Below are 23,324 nucleotides of genomic sequence, written 5' to 3'. Positions count from 1 at the left end.
GGGCTGAAACTGAAAAAACGACTCCTCGACTGACGGGGGCGTCGCGTCCCGTCAGGCGAATGCCGGACGGGATGCCCGCAGGTCGTTTCATTCTCCTTGCACGCACGCCTCGCTCCGGCACACCGCCGGCGGAACGGTTCCTTCCCACTCCGTTTCCACCCTGAGGTTTTGCATGAACACACGTTTCGAAGGTATCTGGCTGCCGATCATCACGCCGTTCCACAACGGCGAGGTCGACCATGCGGCGCTCGCGCGGCTTGCGCGCCACTATGCGGCCACGGGCATCGCGGGTTTCGTCGCGGGTGCGACGACCGGCGAAGGCGTGCTGCTCGACGCGCGCGAACAGGACGCGGTGTTCGCGACGCTGCGCGACGCGGCACCCGGGCTGCCGATCGTCGTCGGGCTGACCGCGAGCGCGACGCATTTCGCGGCCGCCCGCGCACGGGAACTCGCGGCGCTGCGCCCGGACGGGCTGCTCGTCACGCCGCCCGTCTACGTGCGGCCGACCCAGGACGGCATCCGCCGCCATGTCGAGGCGATCGTCGACGCGGCCGACCTGCCGGTGCTCGTCTACAACATCCCGTACCGCACCGGCGTGAACGTCGAACTGGACACGCTGCAGGCGCTCGCCCGCGATCCGCGCGTCGCGGGCATCAAGGAATGCGGCGGCACGCTCGACCGGATGAGCCGGCTGGTGCACGACACGCCGCTCGCGATCCTGTCCGGCGACGACAACCAGAACTTCGCGGCGATGTGCGCGGGCGCGCACGGCGCGATCGCGAGCAGCGCGCACGTGCTGCCCGACTGGCATGTGCGGATTCACGCATGGCTGCGCGACGGGCGGCTCGCCGATGCGCGGCGCCTGTCGGTCGCGCTGCAGCCGCTCGTCGCGGCGCTGTTCGCGGAACCGAACCCGGCGCCGGTGAAGGCCGTGCTCGCCGCGCAAGGGTGGTGCGAGGACGGATTGCGGCTGCCGTTCGTGCCGGCGAGCGAAGGGTTGCGAGCGCGGTTGGACGCGCTTTGCGCGGCGCTCGAAGCAATCGAGCCGGACGTCGCCACGGCATAGGCCGCTAAGCCACGCATGGCGCTGGCGGCAGATGAATCCCGCCCCGACGGATTATTTCAAACTGTCAAAACCAGGGACCGGTCATACCGAGCCAGATGCGCGTCGGCCGTCACAAGCCGAAGGGGTTCATGTCGCGCCTGCGCGACCAGCAATCAATCGAAAGGATCGCGATGGTGATGAGGCAAATCGCGCACCGCGGCTCCATGTACGGCGCGAACCGGTAACTCGCGAATCCCGCTTGCGCTGATTGCGCGGATCAGCTCGCCAACGTCGATGTCGAGCTTCCCAAGGCCGGCCTTGATGGCGGCCTCCCAGATGCTCGCGCTGCTGACGAAGCGTTCGTCAGCAGCCGAGATCAGTCTGCGCGCACGCGTGCTGAGCCTCGGATCGTTGGTCGCGATCCACAGGAAGATGTGCGTATCGAGCAACAGGCGCATCACCGTCCTTCGAAAGCATCCAGCAGATAATCGGGCAGCGGCGCATCGAAGTCGTCCGCGATCCGGACCTGTCCCTGCAGGACCCCGAACCGAACGGGTAGCGAGGCAGGCGCGGACTGATCGGCGGGTTCCCCGTCACTGCGGATCGAACCATCCGTCCGATGCGCAGGATCGATCGCGCCGGCACCGGGAACATTCGCTTTTTGCATGATGACCTCCGTTTCAGATGATCATCACTGTAGTCAGGTTCGCCCGATCGATCCATTCGGCCAATCGGCAGAGGGGCTGTCGGATAACCGGCAGTGACCATCGCGAACGTGTCGTCAGGCCGCCAACGCCGCGCCTTCCGCCCCCGTCGCCCCCCGCACCGCCTGCGTCACGATCCGCGCAAGCCGGTCGACCGTCGGCGTCGCCGACGACGTGCGCCGCAGCAGGATCAGCGGCAGGCCAGGCAGCGCCGGCAGCCCGCACGACGCCGCATCGAGCACGCGCACCGACGCGGGCAGTCCGTAATGCGAGCACACCGTCAGCCCGAGGCCGGCCGCCGCGGCCGCCCATAGCCCGGCCAGGCTGGGCGTCGTGAACGCGACGCGCCACGGCACCCCCGCGCGGTCGAGCGCATCGGTCGCCGCGCCGAAGAACCGGCACGGCCGGTCGAACACGACGAGCGGCAACGGCTCGCCCGTCGCGTGCACGGCGCGACCGCCGGTTTCGTCGACACGGCCCGTCACGCCGGCATCCCCGCCGCCATCCGGCACACCGGCACCACCACCCGCCGCCGCGCCGATCCATTGCATTGGCGCCTGCGCGATCGCTTCGCTGTCGATCCCCGCCCGCGACACGAGCGCCGCCGACGCCGGATCGCCCCACACGAGCGCCAGATCGAGCTGGTTCGCGTCGAGCCGGTCGAGCAGATCGGCGTTGCGCGCCACGCGCGCCTCGATCTTCACTTTCGGATGCGCACGCGCGAACCGCCCGAGCACGTCGGGCAGGATCGCTTCGCCGAAATCCTCCTGCAACCCGACGCGCACCCAGCCGTCGAGATTCACGCCACGCACGGCCGCGGCCGCTTCGTCGTTCAGCTCGATCATCCGCCGCGCGTAGTGCAGCATCGCGTTGCCGGCGTCGGTCAGCGCGAGCCGGCGTCGGTCAGCGCGAGCCCGCGTCCGGCCTTCACGAACAACGGCGTGCCGGCCTGCTCCTCGAGCTTGCGGATCTGCGCGCTCACCGCCGACGACGAGCGCGCGACGCGGTCGGCCGCCTTGGCGAAACTGCCGAGATCCACGCCCGCGACGAGGCTGCGCAGCGCCGCGACATCGAAGTTGGGCCGCGCCAGCGCGGCATCGGCCCCCGCGAGCGGCTCGCCGCCGTCGCGCGGCAGGTCTTGTCCAGGCATTTCAACCATCCTGTTTCATCGAACGATTCATCAAAAACTTTCCGATTTTCAGGATGAATGTAGGCCGCCAGACTATGGACGTCAACTTCGAACCGGGCCTGCCGTCATGGACACTTCGTGCATCGTTTCTCCTGCTTCGCCAGCCCGCGACGTGCGCGGGCCGGCCCATCGCTGGCGCGTGCTGGCCGCTGGCGTCGCCGCGAACATGAGCTTTTCGGCCGCCGCGGCCGGCATTCCGACCACGGCCGTGTGGATGCGCTCGGCCTATCACCTCGACAACGGCGCGCTCGGCCTCGTGCTCGGCGCGCTCGGCTTCGGCGTCGCGCTGTCCGAGCTGCCGTGGGGCATCGCCGCCGACCGCTTCGGCGACCGCCGCGTGCTGCTGACCGGGCTCGTCGCGACGGCCGCGATGCTCGCGCTGATGGTGGGCACGGTCGTCCCGACCGCGCACGCGGCGCCGCCGCTGATGCGGGTCGTCGCGGCCATGTGCTGCGTCGGCCTGCTCGGCGGCAGCGTCAACGGCTCGAGCGGACGCGCGGTGATGCGCTGGTTCGGCGAGCGCGAACGCGGGCTCGCGATGAGCATCCGCCAGACGGCCGTGCCGCTCGGCGGCGGCCTCGGCGCGGCGCTGCTGCCGTCGCTCGCGTCGCATGCCGGCTTCGCCGCGGTGTTCGGGGCGCTGATGCTGCTGTGCGCGGGATCGGCCGCACTCACCTGGCGCTGGCTGCACGAACCGCCTGCCGAGCCGGCCGCGGCGCCCGTCGCGACGCGCCGCATCGCCCAACGGCCACCGACCGCCGGCCACGCGCGCAACCCGCTCGCGAGCGGCCCCGTGTGGCGCATCGTGCTCGGCATCGGCCTGCTGTGCGCGCCGCAATTCGCGGTGCTCACGTTCGCGACGGTGTTCCTGCACGACTTCGGCCGGCTCGGCCTGGCCGGCATCAGCGCGGCGATGGTCGCGCTGCAGCTCGGCGCGATGGTGATGCGGGTGTGGAGCGGCCGCCATACCGACCGGCACGGCAATCGACGCGCGTACCTGCGCGGCTCCGTGTTCGTCGCGGCCGGGTCGTTCACGCTGCTCGCGGCGGCGACGGCCGGCAGCCCGCATGTGCCGCTCGCCGCGATCGTCGCGATTCTCGTGTTCGCCGGCATCTGCGTGTCGGCGTGGCATGGCGTCGCGTACACGGAGCTCGCGACGCTCGCGGGCGCGAACCACGCGGGCACCGCGCTCGGGATGGCGAACACGATCGTCTACCTCGGGCTGTTCGCGACGCCGCTCGCGATTCCGCCGCTGCTCGCCGCGAGTTCGTGGAGCGTGGTGTGGCTCGCGGCCGCGCTGGTCGCGGGCGCGACCTATCCGCTGTTCGCGGCGAAATAACCGCCGCCCGTTTCACTCGGACGTCGCGGCAAGGACCCGCGACGCCCGCTCCCCCGTCAGGCCGCCTCGCGCGCCAGCGCGCGCCGCGCGGCCGGCCGTTCGGCCTCGCGCTGCGCATGAGCGGTCCATGCGGGATGCCGCGTCATGTCGAGCCCGATCGCGACGCCCCACCGATACAGCACGAGCAGGAACGGATCGACGATCGAATGCGCGCCCGGCTCGGCCCACGTGCGCCCGTCGGCCAGCAGGGCTTCGATCGACGCGTTCGCGGCCTCGATCGTGCCGCGCCCATGCGCACTGATCGCGCCGTGCAGCGCCGGATCGTCGATGAAGCGCCCCGGCCGCCACAGCGCGCCATACCCGACGCCATGCACCCAGCCGACCAGCCACGCGAGCCATTCGTGGCAGCGCGCCTCGCGCAGCGGATCGTCGAGCGGCAGCAGTTGCGCGTCCGGATAGCGGCGCGCGAGATACGTGAGGATCGCCGGCGTTTCGGTCAGCACGCGCGGCTCGCCCGGAATCGCGAGCACGGGCACGCGCGCCTTCGGGTTGATCGCGAGATAGCGCGCTTCGAGGTTCTGCTGTTCGCGCACGGACACGATTTCGACGTCGAACGGCGCGCCGGTTTCCTCCAGCGCGATGTGGGCGGCAAGCGAGCAGGCGCCCGGCGAAAGGTAGAGACGATAGGCGTTCATGGCGGTGTGGCCCGATGGGGCTGTGGAAGACGGAACCGAGTGTAGGAACGCGTACCGATACGCGGCAAACGATGAATTGTCGTGCTCGGACATTAGTGTTACTAATACCCGTATGCGACGCATCCACCTCCCTCCGCTGCAGACGCTGCGTGCGTTCGAAACCGCCGTGCGGCTGCAGAGCTTCACGCGTGCGGCCGACGAACTCGCGCTCACGCAAGGCGCGGTCAGCCAGCACATCCGCGCGCTCGAGGCGCAGCTCGGCTATCCGCTGTTCACGCGCGAGCGCAACGGTGCGACGCCGACGCACGCCGCGCATGCCCTCGCACTGCAGGTTCGCCAGGGCCTGAGCGTGCTCGAACGCGCGTTCGAACCCGCGCTGGCGGTGCGCCGCCGCCCGCGCACCTGCGACGTGGCGCTGAACGTCAGCGTGCTGCCGAGCGTCGCCGAGCGCTGGCTCGCGCCGCGCCTGCCGCGCTTCTCCGCCGCGCATCCGCACATCTCGATCGTGCTCCATCCGGACGTGGCGCTCGCGCCGCTGCGCAAGCGCGACCGCATCGACGTCGCGCTGCGCTACGGGCCTGGCACCTGGCCCGGCGTCGTCGCCGAGAAGCTGATGAACGAGACGATCTTTCCGGTCGCGAGCCCCGCCTACCGCAATCGCGACGGCATCGCCCCGCGCACGCCGGCCGACCTCGTCCGCGCGACGCTGCTGCGCCATCCCGCGCAACCGTGGGAACCGTGGTTCCAGGCCGCGCGGCTCGACCTCACCGAATCCGCGCGCGCGCCCCGTTTCAGCGATACGAACGCGCTGATCGACGCGGCGCGGCAAGGCCGCGGCGTCGCGCTCGCGCGCCGCTCGCTGATCGAGCCCGAACTCGCGGACGGCACGCTCGTGCGCGTGTCGACGGTGCGCATCGCCGACGTGTATGCGCACTACGTCGTATGGCGCCCCGGCCATCCGCACGAGGCGGCGATCCGCACCTGGCTCGACTGGCTGCGCAGCGAAGTGCGGCGCAGGACGCCGCGGCGCTGACGTCGCGGCTCACGCACGCGTCGGCATCGCCACCTTGTCGAGCGTGATCGGCAAGTCGCGCACCCGCACGCCGGTTGCGTGATAAACCGCATTGGCGATCGCGGCCGGCACGCCGGTGATGCCGATCTCGCCGATGCCGCGAATGCCGAGCGGATTGAAATGCGTGTCGCTTTCGTCGACGAAACTCACGTCGAGCGCGCCGATGTCCGCGTTCACGGGCACGTGATATTCGGCAAGATTCGCGTTCGTGAAGCGGCCGTGGCGCACGTCGAGATGCGAACCCTCCTCGAGCGCGGTACCCAGCCCCCATACCATTCCGCCGATCAACTGGCTGCGCGCGGTCTTCGCGTTGAGCAGACGGCCGACGCTGTACACGCCGACGATGCGCGGGACGCGGATCGTGCCGAGCTCGGCGTCCACGCGCACTTCCGCGAACACCGCGCCGAACGAGTGAGACGCGTAGCGCGACTTCTCGTCGCCCGGCTTCGTCGTCGCCTGCGCGTCGATCGGTCGACCGCCCGCGCGCGCGAGCACCGCCGCGGCCGGATCGCGCCGCGACGGCGCGCCGCGATGCACGATCCAGCCGTTGTCGACCGTCACGTCATCGGCCGCGGCGCCGTGCAGCGGCGACCCCGGATCGGCGATCGCCAGCGCGATCAGCTTCGCGCGCGCCTGCCACGCGGCCTCGCGCACGGCCGGCGCCACGCTCGCCGCCGACTGCGAGCCGCCCGATACCGGCGCGCGCGGCAGGCTGGAATCGCCGAGCACGAAGCGCACGTTCCGCGGCGCGAAACCGAGCGCATCGGCCGCGACCTGGGTCATCACGGTGTAGGTGCCGGTGCCGATGTCCTGCGTGCCCGACGCGACTTCGGCCGTGCCGTCCGGCAAGATCCGCGCACGCGCCGACGCCTCGCTGCGGTTCGCCGGATACGTGGCGGCCGCCATCCCGAGGCCGATCAGCGTGTCGCCGTCGCGCATCGTGCGCGGCGCGCCGGCACGGCGCGACCAACCGAAGCGCTGCGCGCCGACGCGGTAGCATTCGCGCAGCGCGTTGCTCGACCATGGCTTGCCGTCCTGCGGATCGACTTCCGCGTAATTCGCGAGCCGCAGCGCGACCGGATCCATGCCGAGCCGCCACGCAAGCTCGTCCATCGCCGATTCCAGCGCGAACGAGCCGGACGCCTCGCCGGGCGCGCGCATGAACGTCGGCGTGCCGACGTTCAGCGACACGATCCGGTGCGTGGTCGCGTGGTTCGGCACCGCGTACAGGATGCGCGACGGCATCCCGCAGGTCTCCATCCAGTCCTCGAACGTCGACGTGGTGGCGATCGTGTCGTGGCGCATCGCCGTCAACGTCCCGTCCTGGCGCGCGGCCAGCACGATGCGCTGCTCGGTGAACGGCCGCCCGCCGACCGGGCCGAACATCTGCGGCCGCGTCAGCGCGAGCCGAACCGGGCGCCCGACCTGCTTCGCCGCCATCGCGCACAACGACACGTGCGACCACGACGAACCCTTGCAGCCGAAGCCGCCGCCGAGGAACGGCGAAATCACGCGCACCTGCTCCGGTGCGATGCCGAAGACCGCGGCCACCGCCGCGCTCGCGCCCGACACGCCCTGCGTCGCATCGTGCAGCGTGAGCATCGGGCCGTCCCAGCGCGCCATCGTCGCGTGCGGCTCGATCGGGTTGTGGTGCTGCATCGGCGTCGTATAGGTTGCGTCGATGCGCACCGCGCCTTCGCGCAGGCCGGCATCGAGGTCGCCGCGCTGCGTGTCCATCGCACGCCCCTGCTGTTTCGGCGGCACGCGCGCGCCGTGCTTCACCTGCACGAAATCGAGCACGGCCTCGCTCGCGCGATAGCGCACCTGCACGGCGTTCGCGGCGTCGGTCGCCTGCTCGAGCGTCTCGGCGACGACGACCGCGACGGGCTCGTTGCTGTAGCGCACCGTGTCGTCCTGCAACAACGTGAGCCGGCGCCCGGCGGGCGGCGACAGCGGCGGCCGGCCGCCGTCGGGCAACCGCATCGCGTTCTCGTGCGTGATCACGATCAGCACGCCCGGCATCGCGCGGGCGCGCGCCGCATCGATCGATTCGATGCGCCCGGATGCGATCGTGCTCGTCACGAGCACCGCGTGCGCGAGCCGCGCATCGGCAAACTCGGCCGCGTAGTGCGCGCCGCCCGTCACCTTCAGTACGCCGTCGACACGGTCGAGCGGCTGTCCCGTCAACGTGTTCATGCGACACCTCCCGTCGTGGCGGCTGCCGTTGCGACCGCACGGACGATCGCCCGCTGCGCGAGCGCGACCTTGAATCCATTGCCGTCGAGCGGCCGCGCATCGCGCAACGCCAGCGCGGCCGCCTCGCGCAGCGTCGCGTCGGTCGGCGTGCGGCCCGCGAGATGCGCTTCCGCCTCCAGCGCCCGCAACGGCTTGTGGGCGACGCCGCCCAGCGCGATCCGCGCGTCGGCAACGTGCGGGCCGTCCATCCGCAAGGCGGCCGCGACCGACACCAGCGCGAACGCGTAGCTCGCGCGATCCCGCACTTTCAGATAGTGCGCATGGTCGGCGAAGCGCGGCGGCGGCAAGTCCACCGCGGTGATCAGCTCGCCCGGTTCGAGCGTCGTGTCGAGATCGGGACGATCGCCCGGCAAGCGGTGAAACGACGCGATCGGAATCTGCCGTGCGCCGCGCGGGCCGCTCACCTGCACGACGGCGTCGAGCGCGGCGAGCGCGACGCTCATGTCCGACGGATTCACCGCCACGCAGTGCGGACTGGCGCCGAGGATCGCGTGCATCCGGTTGTGGCCGCCGATCGCCGCGCAGCCGCTGCCCGGCTCGCGCTTGTTGCACTGCGCGAACGCGGGATCGTAGAAATACGGGCAGCGGGTGCGCTGCATCAGGTTGCCGCCGACGGTCGCCATGTTGCGCAATTGCGCGGACGCCCCGGCGAGCAGCGCCTGCGACAGCAGCGGATAGCCGGCGCGCAGGCGCGGATGATCGGCCGCATCGCTGTTGCGCACGAGCGCACCGATGCGCATACCGCCGCCGGGCAACGCATCGACCGTATCGAGGCCCGCGATCCGCGTGATGTCGATGAGCGTGACGGGCCGCGCGACGCCGCCCTTCATCAGGTCGAGCAGGTTCGTGCCGCCGCCGATGAAGGCCGTGCCGGGCCGCTGCGCCGCGCGCACGGCGCCGGCGACGTCGGTCGCGCGCTCGTAGGAGATCGCTTCCATTGCGGTGCCCTCCGTCGGCTAGCCGTGCGCCGCATGCGCGGCGCGCACGGCGGCGACGATGTTCGGGTACGCGCCGCACCGGCACAGGTTGCCGCTCATGCGCTCGCGGATCTCGTCGTCGGACAGGCGCGCGGGGCGACGCCGCACGTCGTCGGTGGCGGCGCTCCCGGCGCCGGCCGCGAACTCGTCGAGCAGCGCGGTCGCGGAGCAGAGCTGGCCGGACGTGCAGTAGCCGCACTGGAACGCATCGTATTCGACGAACGCGCGCTGCACCGGGCTCAGCACGCCGTCGCGCGCCAGCCCTTCGACGGTCGTGATCCGCTCGCCTTCGTGCATCACCGCGAGCGTCAGGCACGCGTTGATGCGCCGCCCGTCGATGAGCACCGTGCACGCGCCGCACTGCCCGCGATCGCAGCCCTTCTTCGTGCCCGTGAGGCCGGCGTATTCGCGCAGCGCGTCGAGCAGCGTCACGCGCGGTTCGAGCTGCAGCGTGTACGCGCGCCCGTTGATGTCGAGACGCACGGGCTGCGCCGGCGCCGTATCGCGGCGCGGCGCGGCCGGCTGCGCTGCCGCGTGCGGCGGCTGCGAATGAACGTGCGATGCGGCGCTGACGGTCGCGGCAGCCGCCGCGGATTGCAGGAAGCGGCGCCGCGCGGCGCTGGACGGCGTATCGTGCGGCAACGGCGGCGCCACGGGATGGCCGGGCCCGAGCGGCGACGGGGCGGCATCGCGCGCCGGTTCGGCGGACGGAGAATCGGATCGATCGCTGGACATGGCTTGTGCTCGCTCCATGGTGGAGGGACGCGGATGTGCCGCTCGTGCCCGGATGGCAGCGCAGTCGGCACGCGGATCGGCAAACGAGCAATTCCGGTGCCGCGACACCGCGGGAAGCCGCGCCTCTGCAGCGTGCCGGCGCCGGGCCGCGGCGCGCACATGCGATCGCCAGGCTCGGGCGCCCGAGATCGCGCGTTCATGACGCCACGCTGGCGCGCGGCTGGCAATTCACTGACGAAGCGGCAATAACGCCCGGTTTTCGGGCGAAACCGGCAGCCCGTCGATCGCAAGTTGCCGGTCGCATCGCCAATGGCGCGCATGGCGGCCGCTTCGCGGTGGCCGGGTTGGGAAGTTGCGCGCCGTGTAAATGCGCGCAGCATCCGCGTCTGCTGGAAAATTCCGCCATGCGTGCAGGCGGATCGCCGCGAAGGCGCGCGGTCGGCCTGACGAAAACATGTCGCGATCGCGCCCTGATCGCCAACGATTCACCGAAACGTCGCATCGCGGCGGCATACTCGAAAACGTTTCCCGATCAGCCTGCCAGGAGAGAGAAGTCATGCGTCGCGTTTCCGTCGCCGTCGTTCTGTGTGCCGCCGTATTCGTCGCCGCCTGCAGCGACGACGCACCGCCCGACGCTCACGCGACCGACGCCGCGCCGCAGGCCGGCGCATCGAGCGGCGCCGCCAGCGCGTTCAACAGCGACGCGCCCGCGAACGCCGCCGCATCCGATGCCGCGCCGCTCGCGCCGCCCGTCGTGCACTACCCGCCCGATGACGACGACGATGCGAAGCCCGCCACGAACGCGGCCGCATCGAGCGCCGCCGCCTCGTCGCCGGGTTGATTCCTTCGTAACCTGACAGGAGTCGGCACCGCTCGCGCAGAGCAGCAGGCGCTCGTGCGGAGGCGTGACGGGTATGACGTGACGGTTGGGTGGACGGCGGCGCAAACGGCACGTTCGCGCGCCGCTTCGCGAGCCACATCGAGAACGGCCGGCCGAGCGATTCAGCGCCGGCCGGCTTCAGGCCGGCGCGTCATCGGCGTGACATGCCGCGGCAGCCGCCGCGCAGCCTGCGCCGCGCGGCCAGCCCGTCAGACCGCGTGCGCGAGCGCGCGATCGACGAGCGCGGCGTCGAAGCCGTCGTCGGCGTCGCGAAAGCGCAGCGGCGCCGCGCAATGCACCAGCGTGTCGATGAAGTATTTCGCGCGCGGCCACGGCCCGAAGCCGGCCGCGGTGTTGATGTGCCCGGCGTCGCCGAGGTTCACGAACGCGCTGCCCAGGCGCTGCGCGAGCGTGCGCGCATCGGCGAGCGGCATCCACGGATCGGTCTCGCTGCCGATCACGATCGACGGCGCCGCGAGCCGGCGCGCGTCGAACGGCCCGGCAAACGTGAATTTCTTCGGGCTGGCCGGCGCGACGAACAGCACGCCCGCGACATCGCCCACGTGCGGCCACTGCGCGAGCGCATGCGCGGCCGCGAGGCAGCCGAAGCTGTGCGCGGCGAGCACGAACGGGCCGCGCTCGCGATCGAGCAGCGCCCGCACCGATTGCGCCCAGCCCGCGAGATCGGGCGCATCCCAGTCGTGCTGCTCGACGCGCAACGAGCGCGGGAACTGCCGCTCGAGCCAGGTCTGCCAGTGGGCGCCTTCGCTGCCGTGCAGGCCCGGAACGGTGACGAGCCGCGGCGGCCACGCCGATTTGCTGCATGCGCGCATGATTGCCCTCGCTTGCTTGAAGACGAGGTTCGATTGTGGCGCCGGGTACGCGGCGGCCGAACCAATATTTTGTGCTTTGCTTTTGCACGACCGGTGCCGCGGTGGCGGCCGGTGGCCGCGTGACGGCGGCCCGCACCGGCCGCCCGTCCCGCACGACGGCGCGATGTGCCGCGAAACCGTAGAATGTGGGCTTCCCGTCAGCTTCACACGGAACCGGTCCCCGCGCCGACGCGCCGGACCGCTCGTCAGGAGACGCCCGATGTCCGCTACGTCCGCCGGTGCGCTGCACCCGGCTTCGCTTGCCGTTCCCGCGGCGCGCCTTGCCGGCGCGCGCGCCCTCACGCAATGAAGATCCTGTTCTACTCGCCGCATCAGGACGCCGGCGCATGGCGCGACGAGATCGCGCGTGCGCTGCCGGAAGCCGAACTGCGCGCGTGGCAGCCGGGCGATACGGCTGCCGCCGACTACGCGCTCGTGTGGCGCCCGCCGCGCGAGTTGTTCGCGCCGCGCGACGGCCTGCGCGCGATCTTCAACCTCGGCGCGGGTGTCGATGCGCTGCTCGCGCTCGACCGCGCGCATCCGGGCACGCTGCCCGCGCACGTGCCGCTGGTGCGGCTCGAGGATTCGGGCATGGCGCAGCAGATGGTCGAATACGTGACGCACGCGGTGCTGCGCTACCTGCGCCGTTTCGACGAATACGACCTGCAGCAGCGCGAGCGCCGCTGGCAGCCGCTCGAGCCGCATGCGCGCGCGAACTTCACCGTCGCGGTCCTCGGGCTCGGCGTGCTCGGCGCCGAGGTCGCCCGCGCGCTCGCCGCCCTCGGCGTGCCGGTGCGCGGCTACAGCCGCAGCGCGAAGCAGCTCGACGGCGTCACGACCTTCGCCGGCGACGGCGCGTTCGACGCGTGCATCGACGGCGCGAAGGTGCTCGTCAACCTGCTGCCGAGCACGCGCGACACCGACGGCATCCTGTCGTCGCGCGCATTCGCGCGGCTCGCGCCCGGCGCGTACGTCGTCAACGTCGCGCGCGGCGCGCATCTCGTCGAAGCCGACCTGCTCGACGCGCTCGCGAGCGGCCAGGTCGCCGCGGCCACGCTCGACGTGTTCCAGCACGAACCGCTGCCGGACGACCATCCGTTCTGGCGTACGCCGCGCATCACGATCACGCCGCACAGCTCGGCCGAGACGCTGCGCGCGGAAGCCGTCGAGCAGATCGCCGGCAAGATCCGCGCGTTCGAGCGCGGCGCGCCCGTCAGCGGCATCGTCGACTACGCGCGCGGCTACTGAATTCCGCCACAAAGAGAAACCAGGAGACAACCATGACGTTCCCCACCGCCGTCAAGATCGTCGAAGTCGGCCCGCGCGACGGGCTGCAGAACGAGAAGACCTTCGTGCCGACCGACGTGAAGATCGCGCTCGTCGACCGGCTGTCGCGCGCCGGCTTCCGCAACGTCGAGGCCGCGTCGTTCGTGTCGCCGAAATGGGTGCCGCAGATGGCCGACGGCGCCGACGTGATGGCCGGCATCGAGCGTCGCCCGGGCACCGTGTACTCGGTGCTCACGCCGAACCTGAAGGGCTTCGAGAATGCGGTCGCGGCACGGGCCGACGAAGTCGTGATCTTCGGCGCGGCGAGCGAGGCGTTCTCGCAGCGGAACATCAACTGCAGCATCGCCGAGAGCATCGCGCGCTTCGAGCCCGTCGCGAAAGCCGCGAAGGATGCGGGCCTGCGGCTGCGCGGCAGCGTGTCGTGCACGCTCGGCTGCCCGTACCAGGGCGAGGTGCCGGTCGCGTCGGTGGTCGACGTCGTCGAACGGTTCGCCGCGCTCGGCTGCGACGAGATCGACATTGCCGACACGATCGGCGTCGGCACGCCGAAGCGCACGCGCGAAGTGCTCGCGGCCGTCACGCGCGTGTTCCCGCGCGAACGCCTGTCGGGCCACTTCCACGACACCTACGGCCAGGCGCTCGCGAACATCTACGCGGCGCTGTTCGAAGGGATCGAGATCTTTCACGCATCGGTCGCGGGCCTCGGCGGCTGCCCGTACGCGAAGGGCGCGACCGGCAACGTCGCGACCGAGGACGTGCTGTACCTGATGCAGGGCCTCGGCATCGAAACCGGCATCGACCTCGCACAGGTCGTCGCCGCCGGCGATTTCATCTCGAACGCGATCGGCCGCGCGAACGTGTCGCGCGCCGGTCGTGCACTGCTCGCGAAAGCACGGAGCGCGGCCGACGCCGCGAACTGCGTCTGATCGCGCCACTCCACGGATTCATCAACATGACGACACCCGCTTCATTCGATTCCCTCCCCGATTCCGCGCGACGCGTCGCGCTGCTGCTGCGCGAGCGCGGCCATGCGAAAGGCATCGTGATGCTCGCCGAAACCGGCAAGACGTCGGCCGAGGCCGCGGCCGGGCTCGGCTGCTCGGTCGCGCAGATCGCGAAGTCGATCCTGTTTCGCCGGCAGGCCGACGGCGCGCCCGTGCTGGTGATTGCGAGCGGCGTCAACCGCGTGGACGAAAGAAAGGTCGCCGAACAGGTCGGCCCGGTCGGCCGCGCGGACGCGAAGTTCGTGCGCGACAACACCGGCTATGCGATCGGCGGCGTCTGCCCGATCGGCCATCTGGTCGAACCCGTCACGCTGATCGACGCCGACCTGCTCGCGCTCGACAGCCTGTGGGCCGCCGCCGGCCATCCGCACGCGGTGTTCAACCTGTCGCCGCACGAACTCGTGTCGCTCACCGGCGCGCCGGTCGCGGACGTCGCGTTGCGGGAGTCCGCATGAGCGACGTGACGATGCCGGTCGCCACGGTCGCGTCGCCGTGCACCGACGTCTGCCGGATCGATCCGCGCACCGACTGGTGCGCGGGCTGCCTGCGCACGCGCGGCGAGATCAAGGGATGGCGTACGTCGGACGACGACGCGCGGCGCGCGCTGCTCGCGCGGCTCGACGCACGGCGGCGCCTGATCGCAGGCAGCGAGACATAAAAAAAAAGCCGTTCAGCCTCACGGGCGAACGGCATCGAGATCGGAATCCTGTGAACGTGATCAACGTCACAGCCCGCATCATACGAGCGACGCGGCCGCATCGCATCGGGTGTTTCCCTACAACTTCTTACAGCGCTTTTCCGAGTGCGCGCGGCGTCCGCTGGGCGTCGTTTCAAGCGCAATCTCCGTTCCCGGCTCGCCCCTTCGACGGCCGCTGCATGAGCCCGCCACGGCGCCGAATCGTCTGACCGTATCAGTTGCCGACCGCCGTGCGACGCGCCGGCACGATGCGCCAGCCGAGGTTCACGCCGGCCGCCGCGAGCAGGATCAAGAGCGCGCCGACCACCTGCGTCCACGCGAGCGTCTGCCCGAACGCGACGCGATCGACGACGATCGCGACGACCGGATAGACGAACGACAGCGCGCCCGTCATCGCGGTCGGCAGCTTCTGGACCGCGCCGTACAGCAACACGTACATCAGCCCGGTGTTGACGATGCCCAGCACGATCAGGTCGGCCCATTGCCCGACCGTCGCCGGCAAGGTGTCGAAGTGTGCGAACGGCGCAAGCAGCAGGACGCCGAGGCCGACCTGCAGCAGTGCGAGCAGATGCGGCGGCGTGCCCTTCAGGTGCTTCGTGATGATCGACGAGATCGCATACAGGAACGCCGCACCGAGCGACAGCGCGACCCCTTCCAGGTATTCGCCGGGCACCGCGAGCACGGCCGGCTCCACGCGCACCACGAACACCAGCCCCGCGAACGCGAGCACGAGCCACGCGACCGTCGACGCGGTGATCCGCTCGCGGAACACGATGGCGCCGAGCGCGACGAGCATGAACGGCTGGGTGTTGTAGACAGCGGTCGCCATCGAGATCGACGCGCGCGAATAGGCGGCGAAGAGCAGCAGCCAGTTCGCGACGATCGCGAGGCTGCCGAACATCGTGAGCACGAGCATCCGCGGCGAGAACAGCGAGCGGCGCAGGAAACCGAACGCCGCACAGACGATCGCGAGCGTCGCGGTGCCGAATACGCAGCGGAAGAACACGACATTGGTCAGCGGCTGCTGCGACGACATCACGAGCCAGCCGATCGTGCCGGACATCAGCATCGCGACGATCATCTCGGCGGCGCCGCGGCGAATTTCATTCGTGGCCATCAGGAACTCCGTTGAAGAGAGTGGATGACTTCGATTCTAGAAACTTGCTTTCGCCGCAACCACGGCTAAACTGAAGTGAATCAGCAGATTCACCTTCGAAAGCAAAGCAATCATGCCGAAACGCCTTTCCCCGCCTGCCGTCGCGTCGCTCGACGCGACCGACCGCGCGATCGTCGCCGCGCTGGCCGACGACGCCCGCATCGCGACCAGCGAACTCGCCCGGCAGATCGGGTTGTCGGCGCCCGCGACCGCCGACCGCGTGCGGCGGCTCGAGGCGCAAGGCGTGATCGCCGCGTTCACCGTCGAGCTCGACCCGCGCGCGCTCGGCTACACGCTGCAGGCGATCGTCCGCGTGAAGCCGCTGCCGGGCCAGTTGCATCTGGTCGAGGAGTTGCTGCGGCGGATTCCCGAATTCGTCGAATGCGACAAGGTCACCGGCGACGACTGCTTCATCTGCCGGCTCTACCTGCGCACGATCGAGCATCTCGACGACATCCTGTCGAAGGTGACGGAGCGCGCGGAGACGAGCACCGCGATCGTGAAATCGACGCCCGTGCCGCGCCGCCTGCCGCCGCTCGTCGAAGACGAGCACGCGCACCGCTGAGCCGCGAGCGGCACGCCCCGCCGAGGCGCGGGCGACCCGCGCCGGCCGCCTGCACGCACCGTCACGCAGCCGCGTCGCGCGCGTCGAAGAACGCGAGCAGTTCGTCGATCAGCGCGGCCGGCGCCTCTTCGGGAATGTAGTGCCCGCAGTCGAGCGCACGGCCGCTGACGTCGCGCGCGACGCGCCGCCATTCGTCGAGCGGATCGAAGCAGCGGCCGACGATCCCGTGCTCGCCCCACAGCACGCGCAGCGGGCACGCGACCTTGTTGCCGCGTTCGAGATCCGCACGGTCGTGCTCGAGATCGATCGTCGCCGACGCGCGGTAGTCCTCGCACATCGCGTGCACGGCGCCCGGCTGCGCGAGCGCCGCCCGGTACGCGTCGAGCGCCTCCGGCGCGAACGGCGCCAGCCCGGCCGACCGGTTGCCCATCACGCGCTCGATGTACGCATCGGTGTGCGCGCCGACCAGCGTCTCGGGCAGCGGCGCCGGCTGGATCAGGAAGAACCAGTGGAAATACGCGGTCGCGAACGCGCGATCGGTTTTCTCGTACATCGCGAGCGTCGGCGCGATGTCGAGCAGCATCATCCGCTCGACGGCATCCGCGTGATCGAGCGCGAGCCGGTGCGCGACCCGCGCGCCGCGATCGTGCGCGCATACGTGGAAATGCTCGAAGCCGAAATGCCGCATCACGGCGACCTGGTCCGCCGCCATCGCGCGTTTCGAATACGGCGTGTGCCGCGCGTCGCTCGGCGGCCGGCCCGATGCGCCGTAGCCGCGCAGGTCGGTGGCGATCACCGTGAAGTGATTCGCGAGCGTCGCGGCAACGCGATGCCAGATCATGTGGGTCTGCGGATGGCCGTGCAGCAACAGCAGCGGCGGCCCCGTGCCTCCTTTGACACCGAAAATGTCGGTGTCCTGCACCGTCACGCGAAACGGTGCAAACGCCTCAAACGACATGGTTTGTTTCTCGTTGGTTTGTTATGGCGGCTATTTTAGGAGCGCCGGCGCGTCTTCACAGCGGGGTAAGCACCCGAAACCATAGAAAGAGAACACTCACTCGATTGCCGGCACACCGCGCAGTTTGTTAAGCTCGCGTAGAATCGCACGACCGTTCGTATTAATATGAACGAACGCATTCCACAGCTACACTCGAATCACCGTCCGACCGCAACGCCCCCGGAGACTGGAGACATCACATGGCATTGCCCACCGTCCTGCAGAACCTGACGCTCCCCGTCATCGCGTCGCCGATGTTCATCGTCAGCTACCCCGAACTCGTGCTCGCGCAATGCAAGGCGGGCATCGTCGGCTCGTTCCCTGCGCTCAACGCGCGCCCGGCCGAACTGCTCGACGAGTGGCTCACGCAGATCCAGTCGGAACTCGCCGACCACAAGGCGAAACATCCCGATGCGGTGATCGGCCCGATCGCGGTCAACCAGATCGTCCACCAGTCGAACGCGCGGCTCGAACACGACGTGCGCGTGTGCGTCGAGCACAAGGTGCCGATCTTCATCACGAGCCTGCGCGCACCGGCGCGCGAGATCGTCGATGCGGTGCACAGCTACGGCGGCATCGTGCTGCACGACGTGATCAACCTGCGCCACGCGCAGAAGGCGCTCGAAGCGGGCGTCGACGGGCTGATCCTCGTCGCGGCCGGCGCCGGCGGCCACGCGGGCACGACGTCGCCGTTCGCGCTGGTCGGCGAAGTCCGCAAGATCTTCGACGGTCCGATCGTGCTGTCCGGCTCGATCGCGAACGGCGGCTCGATCCTCGCCGCGCAAGCGATGGGCGCCGACTTCGCGTACATGGGCACGCGTTTCATCGCGACGCAGGAAGCGCACGCGATCGACGACTACAAGCACGCGATCCTGAACGCGAAATCGTCGGACATCATCTACACGAACCTCTTCACGGGCGTGCACGGCAACTACATCCGCGAGAGCATCGAGAAGGCCGGCCTCGATCCGGACGCGCTGCCGGAATCCGACAAGACCAAGATGAATTTCGGCAGCGACAAAACGAAGGCGTGGAAGGACATCTGGGGTGCGGGCCAGGGCGTCGGCCTGATGGACGACCTGCCGAGCGTGGGTGCGCTCGTCGAGCGGCTCAAGCGCGAATACGACGACGCGAAGGCGCGGCTCGGCATCCCGCGCTGACGGAGGCGGCGGCCATCGCGGCCGCCATCGACGCGAAATCGTCGAGCCAGGCAAAAAGCGCGAACCGCAGCGGTTCGCGCTTTTTTTATTGCCCCGCCGCGGCGGACGATGCGGGTCAGACCGCGCGCTTCATCCGCGTGATCGGCAGCACGCGCAGACGCGCTTCGATGGACGGGCACAACGACTGCCCTTCGAAGCGCGCAGCCAGGAAGTCGACGAACGAGCGCACCTTCGCGGACACGTGACGACGGCTCGCGTACACCGCGTAGATCGGCGCCTCGTGCGGCGGCACCGAATCGAGCAGCACCGGCACGAGCCGGCCCGACTCGATGTCGTCGCCGACCACTTCGGTGCCGAGCAGCGCGATGCCCGCGCCGGCGAGCACGGCCGCGCGCAGCCCTTCGAGATGGTTCACGATCAGGTTGCCGTTCAGGCTCACGCGCGACGCGGCGGCCGCGTCGATCACCAGCGAATCGAGCATCGTCGAATTCGAATCGCGCCGCAGGTAGTTGTGGTTCGCGAGATCGGCGATCGTCTGCGGCGTGCCACGCTTCTCGAGATACTCGGGCGACGCGACCAGCAGGATGTGCGCGGTCGCGATCTGGCGCGCGACCAGCGACGACGATTTCAGGCCGTTCGGCGCCGCGCGCACCGCGACGTCGTAGCCTTCCTCGATCAGGTCGACCACGCGATCGGAGAGCGTCATGTCGACCGTCACGTCCGGGAACCGACCCGCGTAATCGGTGACGGCCTGCATCACGTGCCGCAGCCCGAACGCGGACAGCGACGTCACGCGCAGCCGGCCCTGCGGCACCACGCTCGCGGCGCCGACGGCCTGACCGGCTTCGTCGAGTTCGGACAGCGCCTGCACGAGGCGCTCATAGTATTCACGTCCGGCCTCGGTGGGCGCGACGCGTCGTGTCGTGCGATGCAGCAGCCGCGCGCCGAGCTGCTGCTCGAGGTGCATCACGTGCTTGCTCGCCATCGCCGCCGACATCTGCATGCGCTCCGCCGCGCCGACGAAGCTGCCCACTTCGACGACGTAGCGAAACACATTCATGCTGACGAGGGTATCCATCGAACTAGCTCGCAATCCCGGGGGAATCAACCAATTACGAGATAGGGTAACAAAGGCGAGGAAACAGAAAGGTCAAGAAAGGCAAAACGGCGCCGCGGGTGGCGGCGCCGTTTCGGGCGGGAAAACATGCAGCCAAAACGCGCGATTGACGCGCGCGGCCGGCGCGCCGATCGCGCGTGCGCGTCAGAACTTCGCGCGGATGCCTGCGCCGAACGTGTTGCCGGTCGACAGGCCGCTGATGTGGTCGTTCATGTAGGCCGCGTAGACGTCGGTGCGCTTGGACAGCGGATAGTCGTAGCCGACGGCCCAGGTCTGGCGCGTCTGGTCGAGGCCGCCCGCGTCGCGCGAGTACGCATACGACGCCATCGCGTTGCCCACGCCGAGCGGCACCGACACGCCGCCCTGCGCGGTGTTCACGTGCCAGCTGCCCGCGACCTGGTCGTTCTTCGTGTACATGTACTGGCCGAACAGCTTCACGAGCTTCAGGTCGTAGGTCGCGCCGACCAGCGCGATGCCCTGGCTCTTCATGCCGGTCACGAGCGCGCTCAGATCCTGCGGGCCGTTGTTGAAGTTCACGTACTGATAGACGGCGGTCGCCGCGAACGGGCCGTTCGCATAGTTGAACTGCGCGCTCCACTTCTTCGAACGGTTGTCGCCGGCCTGGTTGCCGAGTGCGTACATCGCGCCGAAATTCAGGCCACCGAACGAAGGCGACGTGTACGACAGCGCGTTGTTCCAGCCCGAATCGCCGACCGCGCCCTGGTCGCTCGGATAGGTCGGGAACGTGCCGAGGCCGAGGAACACGTGGTACACCATCGGCGAGAAGGTGTACGAGTCGTAGAACGGGTTGAACAGGATCGTCGACAGGAACAGGTGCGTCGTCAGGCGGCCTGCCGTCACCGTGCCGTACGGCGAGCTGATGCCGACGTACGCGTTGCGCGCGAAGAACGTGTCGCCCTGGAAGCGGCCGTACTGACCGTTCTGCGCGCGGAAGAAGCTCTCCATCGTGAAGATCGCCTTGTAGCCGCCGCCGAGGTCCTCCGCGCCGTGCAGGCCCCAGTACGACGTCGACATGCCGCCGCCCGACACGTTCCACGCCCGATTGCCGCCCGGGAACTTGGTGGCGCCGACCCATTCGTCGACCTGACCGTAGAGCGAGACGCTCGACTGCGCATGGACGGGTGCGGCGGCCGCCACGCAGGCGGCTGCGGCGATCAGCTTGACGGACGTGCGCGACGCACGGCGAGCGAATGCTTTCATGGGATCTCCAGGTTTTGTCGAATAGTCGATAAGTGGCGCGAGCGTTGTTTTTTGGAGCCGAGTGCTTGCGTCGTATGGGGCGCAGCCATCTTTACGGATCATTCGTCCGGTCAAAATTGCGCACACTTATTGCTGGTATAGCGCCAGCCTTAACTTCGCGGAACGTATCCATGGCCGGATGCACGGTGGCGGCCCGGCGCGAACGCGGTCGCACGGGCGGGCGGCGGCGTGGCATGCGCGTGCCGGGCGCGAAAGATAGCGCAATGCGGCGGGAAAATCAGCGGAAATCTGCGCGCGACTGTGGCGAATTCGCATCAGCCGGCGGGGGGACGCGCGCCGGGGCGCTCAGTTTCGGTAGAACGGGGAGAAAAACGGCGAGTGCGCAGGCTCTTCCTGCGAGCGGGGCGGCGGCATCGGACGACCGCCGCGCTCCTCGTTGTAGCGGGCGACGTCGGCGCGGATCGAACCGGCGCGCAGCGGGACGTTGCCGCCGCCCGGCGGGCGCGGCATCTGGCGGACCTCGGCGCTGATCGGCCGATACGGGCTTTGCGCGGCGTAGTGGCCGTACGACGGCGTCGGGCGCAGCCCCCAGCGGGAGCCGGAGCCGCTGACGCCGCCGGGACGTACGCCGGCAGGCGGCGCGGCGCGGCGCCAGACGGGACCGCCGGCGGCCGCCTGACCGTACGCGCGCATGTCGCCGCCACCGAAGCCGTGGCCGCCGAACCCGTGACCGCCATGGGGCGGCTGGGCGAGCGCGAGCGGCATCAGCAGCGTGCCGAGCACGCCTGCCACCCATCGTCCGATCTTCCGTTTCACCCGTTCCGTCATCGTTCCGTGCCCATCGACGCCCGCCGTCGGCTCCTTTCGGCCGACCCAAGGCTTTCAGCAGTAATTTATGAGCGGGCGGAAAGTGTGTCGAGCCAAAAAGTGTTATGTCGCCGGCATCGGTGTAACACCATGTTACTGCTAGGTTTTTTCACTTCGGGGCGCGATCGCGACAGAACATTCTTCTGCTGTTTTGCGTGAGGCCGGACAGGTGTGGCGGACGCCATTGCATGCAACAGATTCATCAATCGATTCTCACAATGAATTTGTGTAGTGAATCGCCAACCGCGACAATGACGCCATCCGCGCGCGCGACGCGCGCTTTTGCCGCCCGTGCTGTTTCCGAATCGAGTTCCCGATGGCCCGTCCCCGTTTTCTTCCCGACAACTTCACGCTCGCGCTGGTCGGCACCGTCGTGCTCGCGAGCCTGCTGCCCTGCCGCGGCCCGGCCGCCCATGCGTTCAACTGGGCGACCAACATCGCGGTCGGCCTGCTGTTTTTCCTGCACGGCGCGAAACTGTCGCGCGAAGCCGTCGTCGCCGGCGCGACCCACTGGCGGCTGCACGCGGTCGTGCTGCTCAGCACGTTCGCGCTGTTCCCGCTGCTCGGCCTCGCGCTGAAGCCCGTGCTGCAGCCGCTCGTCACGCCGACGCTGTATGCGGGCGTGCTGTTCCTGTGCACGCTGCCGTCGACGGTCCAGTCGTCGATCGCGTTCACGTCGATCGCCAAGGGCAACGTGCCGGCCGCCGTGTGCGCGGCCTCGGCGTCGAGCCTGCTCGGGATCTTCGTCACGCCGGCGCTCGTCGGGCTGATGATCACGTCGCAGTCGGCCGCCGCGGCGTCGCCGTGGAGCACCGTCGGCAGCATCGTGATGCAGCTGCTCGTGCCGTTCATCGCCGGCCAGTTGCTGCGGCCGGTAATCGGCGGCTGGATCGACCGCAATCGCGGCGTGCTGCGCTTCGTCGACCAGGGCTCGATCCTGCTGGTCGTCTACGTCGCGTTCAGCGAGGCCGTCAACGAAGGGTTGTGGCACCAGATTCCGCCGCACGCGCTCGGCGGCCTGCTCGTCGTCAACCTCGTGCTGCTCGCGATCGCGCTGCTGCTGACCGCGTTCGTCAGCAAGCGGCTCGGCTTCAACCGCGCCGACCAGATCACGATCATCTTCTGCGGCTCGAAGAAGAGCCTCGCGGCCGGTGTGCCGATGGCGAAGGTGATCTTCTCGGCGAACGCGGTCGGCGCGATCGTGCTGCCGCTGATGCTGTTCCACCAGATCCAGCTGATGGCGTGCGCGGCGCTCGCGCAGCGCTGGGGCGCACGCGACACGAGCGGCGAGCAGGACGAGGGGGATGCGACGGCCACGTCGGGCGCGTTGAGTACGGGCAAGCGCTGACGTGTCTCCGGGGGGCCGGATGGCCGCCGCTGGCGGCCGCCTGCCGCCTTCCGCCTTCCGCCTTCCGCCTTCCGCCTTCCGCCTTCCGCCTTCCGCCTTCCGCCTTCCGCCTTCCGCCTTCCGCCTTCCGCCTTCCGCCCC

23 protein-coding genes and 2 pseudogenes are annotated in these 23,324 nt (G+C 69.8%); 11 read left to right on the top strand and 14 right to left on the bottom strand.

The genetic code is table 11. The features are described 5' to 3' along the window. The first annotated feature begins 172 nt into the window (after positions 1 to 172). Positions 173 to 1,066: a 4-hydroxy-tetrahydrodipicolinate synthase gene (dapA, locus tag H0X95_RS19000; RefSeq protein ID WP_059721714.1), complete on the top strand. Its 894-nt coding sequence runs from the start codon at positions 173 to 175 to the stop codon at positions 1,064 to 1,066. Between the two features lie 56 nt (positions 1,067 to 1,122). On the opposite strand, the pseudogene H0X95_RS18995 reads toward dapA, so the two are convergent. From H0X95_RS18995 to H0X95_RS18985, 3 genes and pseudogenes are all read right to left on the bottom strand, one after another. After that, positions 1,123 to 1,503, bottom strand: a pseudogene (locus tag H0X95_RS18995) (type II toxin-antitoxin system VapC family toxin). Further along, positions 1,503 to 1,712: a hypothetical protein gene (locus tag H0X95_RS18990; protein WP_006484075.1), complete on the bottom strand. Its 210-nt coding sequence runs from the start codon at positions 1,710 to 1,712 to the stop codon at positions 1,503 to 1,505. Before H0X95_RS18990 ends, H0X95_RS18995 begins: the two are co-directional and overlap by 1 nt. 114 nt (positions 1,713 to 1,826) lie before the next feature. Further along, positions 1,827 to 2,899, bottom strand: a pseudogene (locus tag H0X95_RS18985) (LysR substrate-binding domain-containing protein). Positions 2,900 to 3,005: 106 nt separating this feature from the next. Here H0X95_RS18985 and H0X95_RS18980 point away from each other — a divergent pair. Next, on the top strand, positions 3,006 to 4,277 hold the full coding sequence (locus H0X95_RS18980; RefSeq protein WP_006495457.1) for an MFS transporter: 1,272 nt from the start codon (positions 3,006 to 3,008) through the stop codon (positions 4,275 to 4,277). Positions 4,278 to 4,333: 56 nt separating this feature from the next. Here H0X95_RS18980 and H0X95_RS18975 read toward each other — a convergent pair whose 3' ends face one another. Then, positions 4,334 to 4,972, bottom strand: a complete 639-nt coding sequence (locus H0X95_RS18975) for a glutathione S-transferase family protein (protein WP_006493377.1) — start codon at positions 4,970 to 4,972, stop codon at positions 4,334 to 4,336. Between the two features lie 112 nt (positions 4,973 to 5,084). Here H0X95_RS18975 and H0X95_RS18970 point away from each other — a divergent pair, with 112 nt between their 5' ends. Continuing rightward, complete coding sequence (locus tag H0X95_RS18970) at positions 5,085 to 6,005, top strand: LysR substrate-binding domain-containing protein (protein WP_196446140.1); 921 nt, start codon at positions 5,085 to 5,087, stop codon at positions 6,003 to 6,005. A 9-nt stretch (positions 6,006 to 6,014) separates the two neighbouring features. On the opposite strand, the gene H0X95_RS18965 is transcribed toward H0X95_RS18970, so the two are convergent. From H0X95_RS18965 to H0X95_RS18950, 4 genes are all read right to left on the bottom strand, one after another. After that, positions 6,015 to 8,240 carry a xanthine dehydrogenase family protein molybdopterin-binding subunit gene (locus H0X95_RS18965; RefSeq protein ID WP_196446139.1) on the bottom strand — a complete coding sequence of 742 codons (2,226 nt, stop codon included), beginning with the start codon at positions 8,238 to 8,240 and terminating at the stop codon, positions 6,015 to 6,017. Then, positions 8,237 to 9,238, bottom strand: coding sequence for an FAD binding domain-containing protein (locus H0X95_RS18960; protein ID WP_006495461.1), 1,002 nt, complete (start codon positions 9,236 to 9,238; stop codon positions 8,237 to 8,239). Before H0X95_RS18960 ends, H0X95_RS18965 begins: the two co-directional genes overlap by 4 nt. Before the next feature lie 18 nt (positions 9,239 to 9,256). Further along, on the bottom strand, positions 9,257 to 10,012 hold the full coding sequence (locus H0X95_RS18955; protein ID WP_196446138.1) for a (2Fe-2S)-binding protein: 756 nt from the start codon (positions 10,010 to 10,012) through the stop codon (positions 9,257 to 9,259). A 228-nt stretch (positions 10,013 to 10,240) separates the two neighbouring features. Next, positions 10,241 to 10,570, bottom strand: coding sequence for a hypothetical protein (locus tag H0X95_RS18950; protein WP_124551037.1), 330 nt, complete (start codon positions 10,568 to 10,570; stop codon positions 10,241 to 10,243). On the opposite strand from H0X95_RS18950, the gene H0X95_RS18945 reads away from it, so the two are divergent. Next, a complete protein-coding gene (locus H0X95_RS18945) occupies positions 10,569 to 10,853 on the top strand; it encodes a hypothetical protein (RefSeq protein WP_006493376.1) in 285 nt (94 codons plus the stop codon). The two genes, H0X95_RS18950 and H0X95_RS18945, sit on opposite strands and share 2 nt — an antisense overlap. A gap of 248 nt (positions 10,854 to 11,101) precedes the next feature. On the opposite strand, the gene H0X95_RS18940 is transcribed toward H0X95_RS18945, so the two are convergent. Continuing rightward, the gene (locus H0X95_RS18940) at positions 11,102 to 11,725 is read right to left on the bottom strand and encodes an RBBP9/YdeN family alpha/beta hydrolase (RefSeq protein WP_059721717.1); all 624 of its coding nucleotides are present in this window, start codon (positions 11,723 to 11,725) and stop codon (positions 11,102 to 11,104) included. Between the two features lie 345 nt (positions 11,726 to 12,070). On the opposite strand from H0X95_RS18940, the gene H0X95_RS18935 reads away from it, so the two are divergent. From H0X95_RS18935 to H0X95_RS18920, 4 genes are read left to right on the top strand one after another with little or no spacing between them, the layout of a single operon-like run. Continuing rightward, positions 12,071 to 13,012 carry a 2-hydroxyacid dehydrogenase gene (locus H0X95_RS18935; RefSeq protein ID WP_059721718.1) on the top strand — a complete coding sequence of 314 codons (942 nt, stop codon included), beginning with the start codon at positions 12,071 to 12,073 and terminating at the stop codon, positions 13,010 to 13,012. 32 nt (positions 13,013 to 13,044) lie between these two features. Further along, entirely contained in the window at positions 13,045 to 13,977 is a 933-nt protein-coding gene (locus H0X95_RS18930; protein WP_034201288.1) for a hydroxymethylglutaryl-CoA lyase, read from the top strand. A 26-nt stretch (positions 13,978 to 14,003) separates the two neighbouring features. Then, complete coding sequence (locus H0X95_RS18925) at positions 14,004 to 14,510, top strand: YbaK/EbsC family protein (RefSeq protein WP_006488642.1); 507 nt, start codon at positions 14,004 to 14,006, stop codon at positions 14,508 to 14,510. After that, positions 14,507 to 14,713 carry a DUF1289 domain-containing protein gene (locus tag H0X95_RS18920; RefSeq protein ID WP_006488644.1) on the top strand — a complete coding sequence of 69 codons (207 nt, stop codon included), beginning with the start codon at positions 14,507 to 14,509 and terminating at the stop codon, positions 14,711 to 14,713. The genes H0X95_RS18925 and H0X95_RS18920 overlap by 4 nt, the downstream gene beginning before the upstream one ends. A 253-nt stretch (positions 14,714 to 14,966) precedes the next feature. On the opposite strand, the gene H0X95_RS18915 is transcribed toward H0X95_RS18920, so the two are convergent. Continuing rightward, the gene (locus tag H0X95_RS18915) at positions 14,967 to 15,869 is read right to left on the bottom strand and encodes a DMT family transporter (protein ID WP_006488637.1); all 903 of its coding nucleotides are present in this window, start codon (positions 15,867 to 15,869) and stop codon (positions 14,967 to 14,969) included. Positions 15,870 to 15,981: 112 nt separating this feature from the next. On the opposite strand from H0X95_RS18915, the gene H0X95_RS18910 reads away from it, so the two are divergent. Beyond that, a complete protein-coding gene (locus H0X95_RS18910) occupies positions 15,982 to 16,473 on the top strand; it encodes an Lrp/AsnC family transcriptional regulator (RefSeq protein ID WP_006495467.1) in 492 nt (163 codons plus the stop codon). 61 nt (positions 16,474 to 16,534) lie between these two features. On the opposite strand, the gene H0X95_RS18905 is transcribed toward H0X95_RS18910, so the two are convergent. Continuing rightward, positions 16,535 to 17,431 carry an alpha/beta fold hydrolase gene (locus H0X95_RS18905; protein WP_006495468.1) on the bottom strand — a complete coding sequence of 299 codons (897 nt, stop codon included), beginning with the start codon at positions 17,429 to 17,431 and terminating at the stop codon, positions 16,535 to 16,537. Positions 17,432 to 17,670: 239 nt separating this feature from the next. On the opposite strand from H0X95_RS18905, the gene H0X95_RS18900 reads away from it, so the two are divergent. Then, positions 17,671 to 18,630, top strand: a complete 960-nt coding sequence (locus H0X95_RS18900; RefSeq protein ID WP_006488640.1) for an NAD(P)H-dependent flavin oxidoreductase — start codon at positions 17,671 to 17,673, stop codon at positions 18,628 to 18,630. Positions 18,631 to 18,745: 115 nt separating this feature from the next. Here H0X95_RS18900 and H0X95_RS18895 read toward each other — a convergent pair whose 3' ends face one another. From H0X95_RS18895 to H0X95_RS18885, 3 genes are all read right to left on the bottom strand, one after another. Beyond that, positions 18,746 to 19,708 carry a LysR family transcriptional regulator gene (locus tag H0X95_RS18895; protein WP_006488650.1) on the bottom strand — a complete coding sequence of 321 codons (963 nt, stop codon included), beginning with the start codon at positions 19,706 to 19,708 and terminating at the stop codon, positions 18,746 to 18,748. 183 nt (positions 19,709 to 19,891) lie between these two features. Then, the gene (locus H0X95_RS18890; protein ID WP_006488646.1) at positions 19,892 to 20,968 is read right to left on the bottom strand and encodes a porin; all 1,077 of its coding nucleotides are present in this window, start codon (positions 20,966 to 20,968) and stop codon (positions 19,892 to 19,894) included. A 345-nt stretch (positions 20,969 to 21,313) separates the two neighbouring features. Next, positions 21,314 to 21,796 carry a hypothetical protein gene (locus H0X95_RS18885; protein ID WP_034201267.1) on the bottom strand — a complete coding sequence of 161 codons (483 nt, stop codon included), beginning with the start codon at positions 21,794 to 21,796 and terminating at the stop codon, positions 21,314 to 21,316. Positions 21,797 to 22,151: 355 nt separating this feature from the next. On the opposite strand from H0X95_RS18885, the gene H0X95_RS18880 reads away from it, so the two are divergent. Then, on the top strand, positions 22,152 to 23,183 hold the full coding sequence (locus H0X95_RS18880; RefSeq protein WP_059721720.1) for a bile acid:sodium symporter family protein: 1,032 nt from the start codon (positions 22,152 to 22,154) through the stop codon (positions 23,181 to 23,183). The last annotated feature ends 141 nt before the right edge of the window (positions 23,184 to 23,324 follow it).

This window comes from Burkholderia sp. 9779_493 (genome assembly GCF_015712215.1).
Lineage (GTDB): Bacteria > Pseudomonadota > Gammaproteobacteria > Burkholderiales > Burkholderiaceae > Burkholderia > Burkholderia cenocepacia.
Note: the sequence above shows the minus strand (reverse complement) of the source record. Positions and strands in the feature narration are given on the sequence as shown.

Excerpts from the sequence above, each read along its gene's own strand:
- dapA (WP_059721714.1), top strand. The coding sequence starts at position 173 with ATGAACACACGTTTCGAAGGTATCTGGCTGCCGATCATCACGCCGTTC.
- H0X95_RS18990 (WP_006484075.1), bottom strand. The coding sequence starts at position 1,712 with ATGCAAAAAGCGAATGTTCCCGGTGCCGGCGCGATCGATCCTGCGCAT.
- H0X95_RS18980 (WP_006495457.1), top strand. The coding sequence starts at position 3,006 with ATGGACACTTCGTGCATCGTTTCTCCTGCTTCGCCAGCCCGCGACGTG.
- H0X95_RS18975 (WP_006493377.1), bottom strand. The coding sequence starts at position 4,972 with ATGAACGCCTATCGTCTCTACCTTTCGCCGGGCGCCTGCTCGCTTGCC.
- H0X95_RS18970 (WP_196446140.1), top strand. The coding sequence starts at position 5,085 with ATGCGACGCATCCACCTCCCTCCGCTGCAGACGCTGCGTGCGTTCGAA.
- H0X95_RS18965 (WP_196446139.1), bottom strand. The coding sequence starts at position 8,240 with ATGAACACGTTGACGGGACAGCCGCTCGACCGTGTCGACGGCGTACTG.
- H0X95_RS18960 (WP_006495461.1), bottom strand. The coding sequence starts at position 9,238 with ATGGAAGCGATCTCCTACGAGCGCGCGACCGACGTCGCCGGCGCCGTG.
- H0X95_RS18955 (WP_196446138.1), bottom strand. The coding sequence starts at position 10,012 with ATGTCCAGCGATCGATCCGATTCTCCGTCCGCCGAACCGGCGCGCGAT.
- H0X95_RS18945 (WP_006493376.1), top strand. The coding sequence starts at position 10,569 with ATGCGTCGCGTTTCCGTCGCCGTCGTTCTGTGTGCCGCCGTATTCGTC.
- H0X95_RS18950 (WP_124551037.1), bottom strand. The coding sequence starts at position 10,570 with ATGACTTCTCTCTCCTGGCAGGCTGATCGGGAAACGTTTTCGAGTATG.
- H0X95_RS18940 (WP_059721717.1), bottom strand. The coding sequence starts at position 11,725 with ATGCGCGCATGCAGCAAATCGGCGTGGCCGCCGCGGCTCGTCACCGTT.
- H0X95_RS18935 (WP_059721718.1), top strand. The coding sequence starts at position 12,071 with ATGAAGATCCTGTTCTACTCGCCGCATCAGGACGCCGGCGCATGGCGC.
- H0X95_RS18930 (WP_034201288.1), top strand. The coding sequence starts at position 13,045 with ATGACGTTCCCCACCGCCGTCAAGATCGTCGAAGTCGGCCCGCGCGAC.
- H0X95_RS18925 (WP_006488642.1), top strand. The coding sequence starts at position 14,004 with ATGACGACACCCGCTTCATTCGATTCCCTCCCCGATTCCGCGCGACGC.
- H0X95_RS18920 (WP_006488644.1), top strand. The coding sequence starts at position 14,507 with ATGAGCGACGTGACGATGCCGGTCGCCACGGTCGCGTCGCCGTGCACC.
- H0X95_RS18915 (WP_006488637.1), bottom strand. The coding sequence starts at position 15,869 with ATGGCCACGAATGAAATTCGCCGCGGCGCCGCCGAGATGATCGTCGCG.
- H0X95_RS18910 (WP_006495467.1), top strand. The coding sequence starts at position 15,982 with ATGCCGAAACGCCTTTCCCCGCCTGCCGTCGCGTCGCTCGACGCGACC.
- H0X95_RS18905 (WP_006495468.1), bottom strand. The coding sequence starts at position 17,431 with ATGTCGTTTGAGGCGTTTGCACCGTTTCGCGTGACGGTGCAGGACACC.
- H0X95_RS18900 (WP_006488640.1), top strand. The coding sequence starts at position 17,671 with ATGGCATTGCCCACCGTCCTGCAGAACCTGACGCTCCCCGTCATCGCG.
- H0X95_RS18895 (WP_006488650.1), bottom strand. The coding sequence starts at position 19,708 with ATGGATACCCTCGTCAGCATGAATGTGTTTCGCTACGTCGTCGAAGTG.
- H0X95_RS18890 (WP_006488646.1), bottom strand. The coding sequence starts at position 20,968 with ATGAAAGCATTCGCTCGCCGTGCGTCGCGCACGTCCGTCAAGCTGATC.
- H0X95_RS18885 (WP_034201267.1), bottom strand. The coding sequence starts at position 21,796 with ATGACGGAACGGGTGAAACGGAAGATCGGACGATGGGTGGCAGGCGTG.
- H0X95_RS18880 (WP_059721720.1), top strand. The coding sequence starts at position 22,152 with ATGGCCCGTCCCCGTTTTCTTCCCGACAACTTCACGCTCGCGCTGGTC.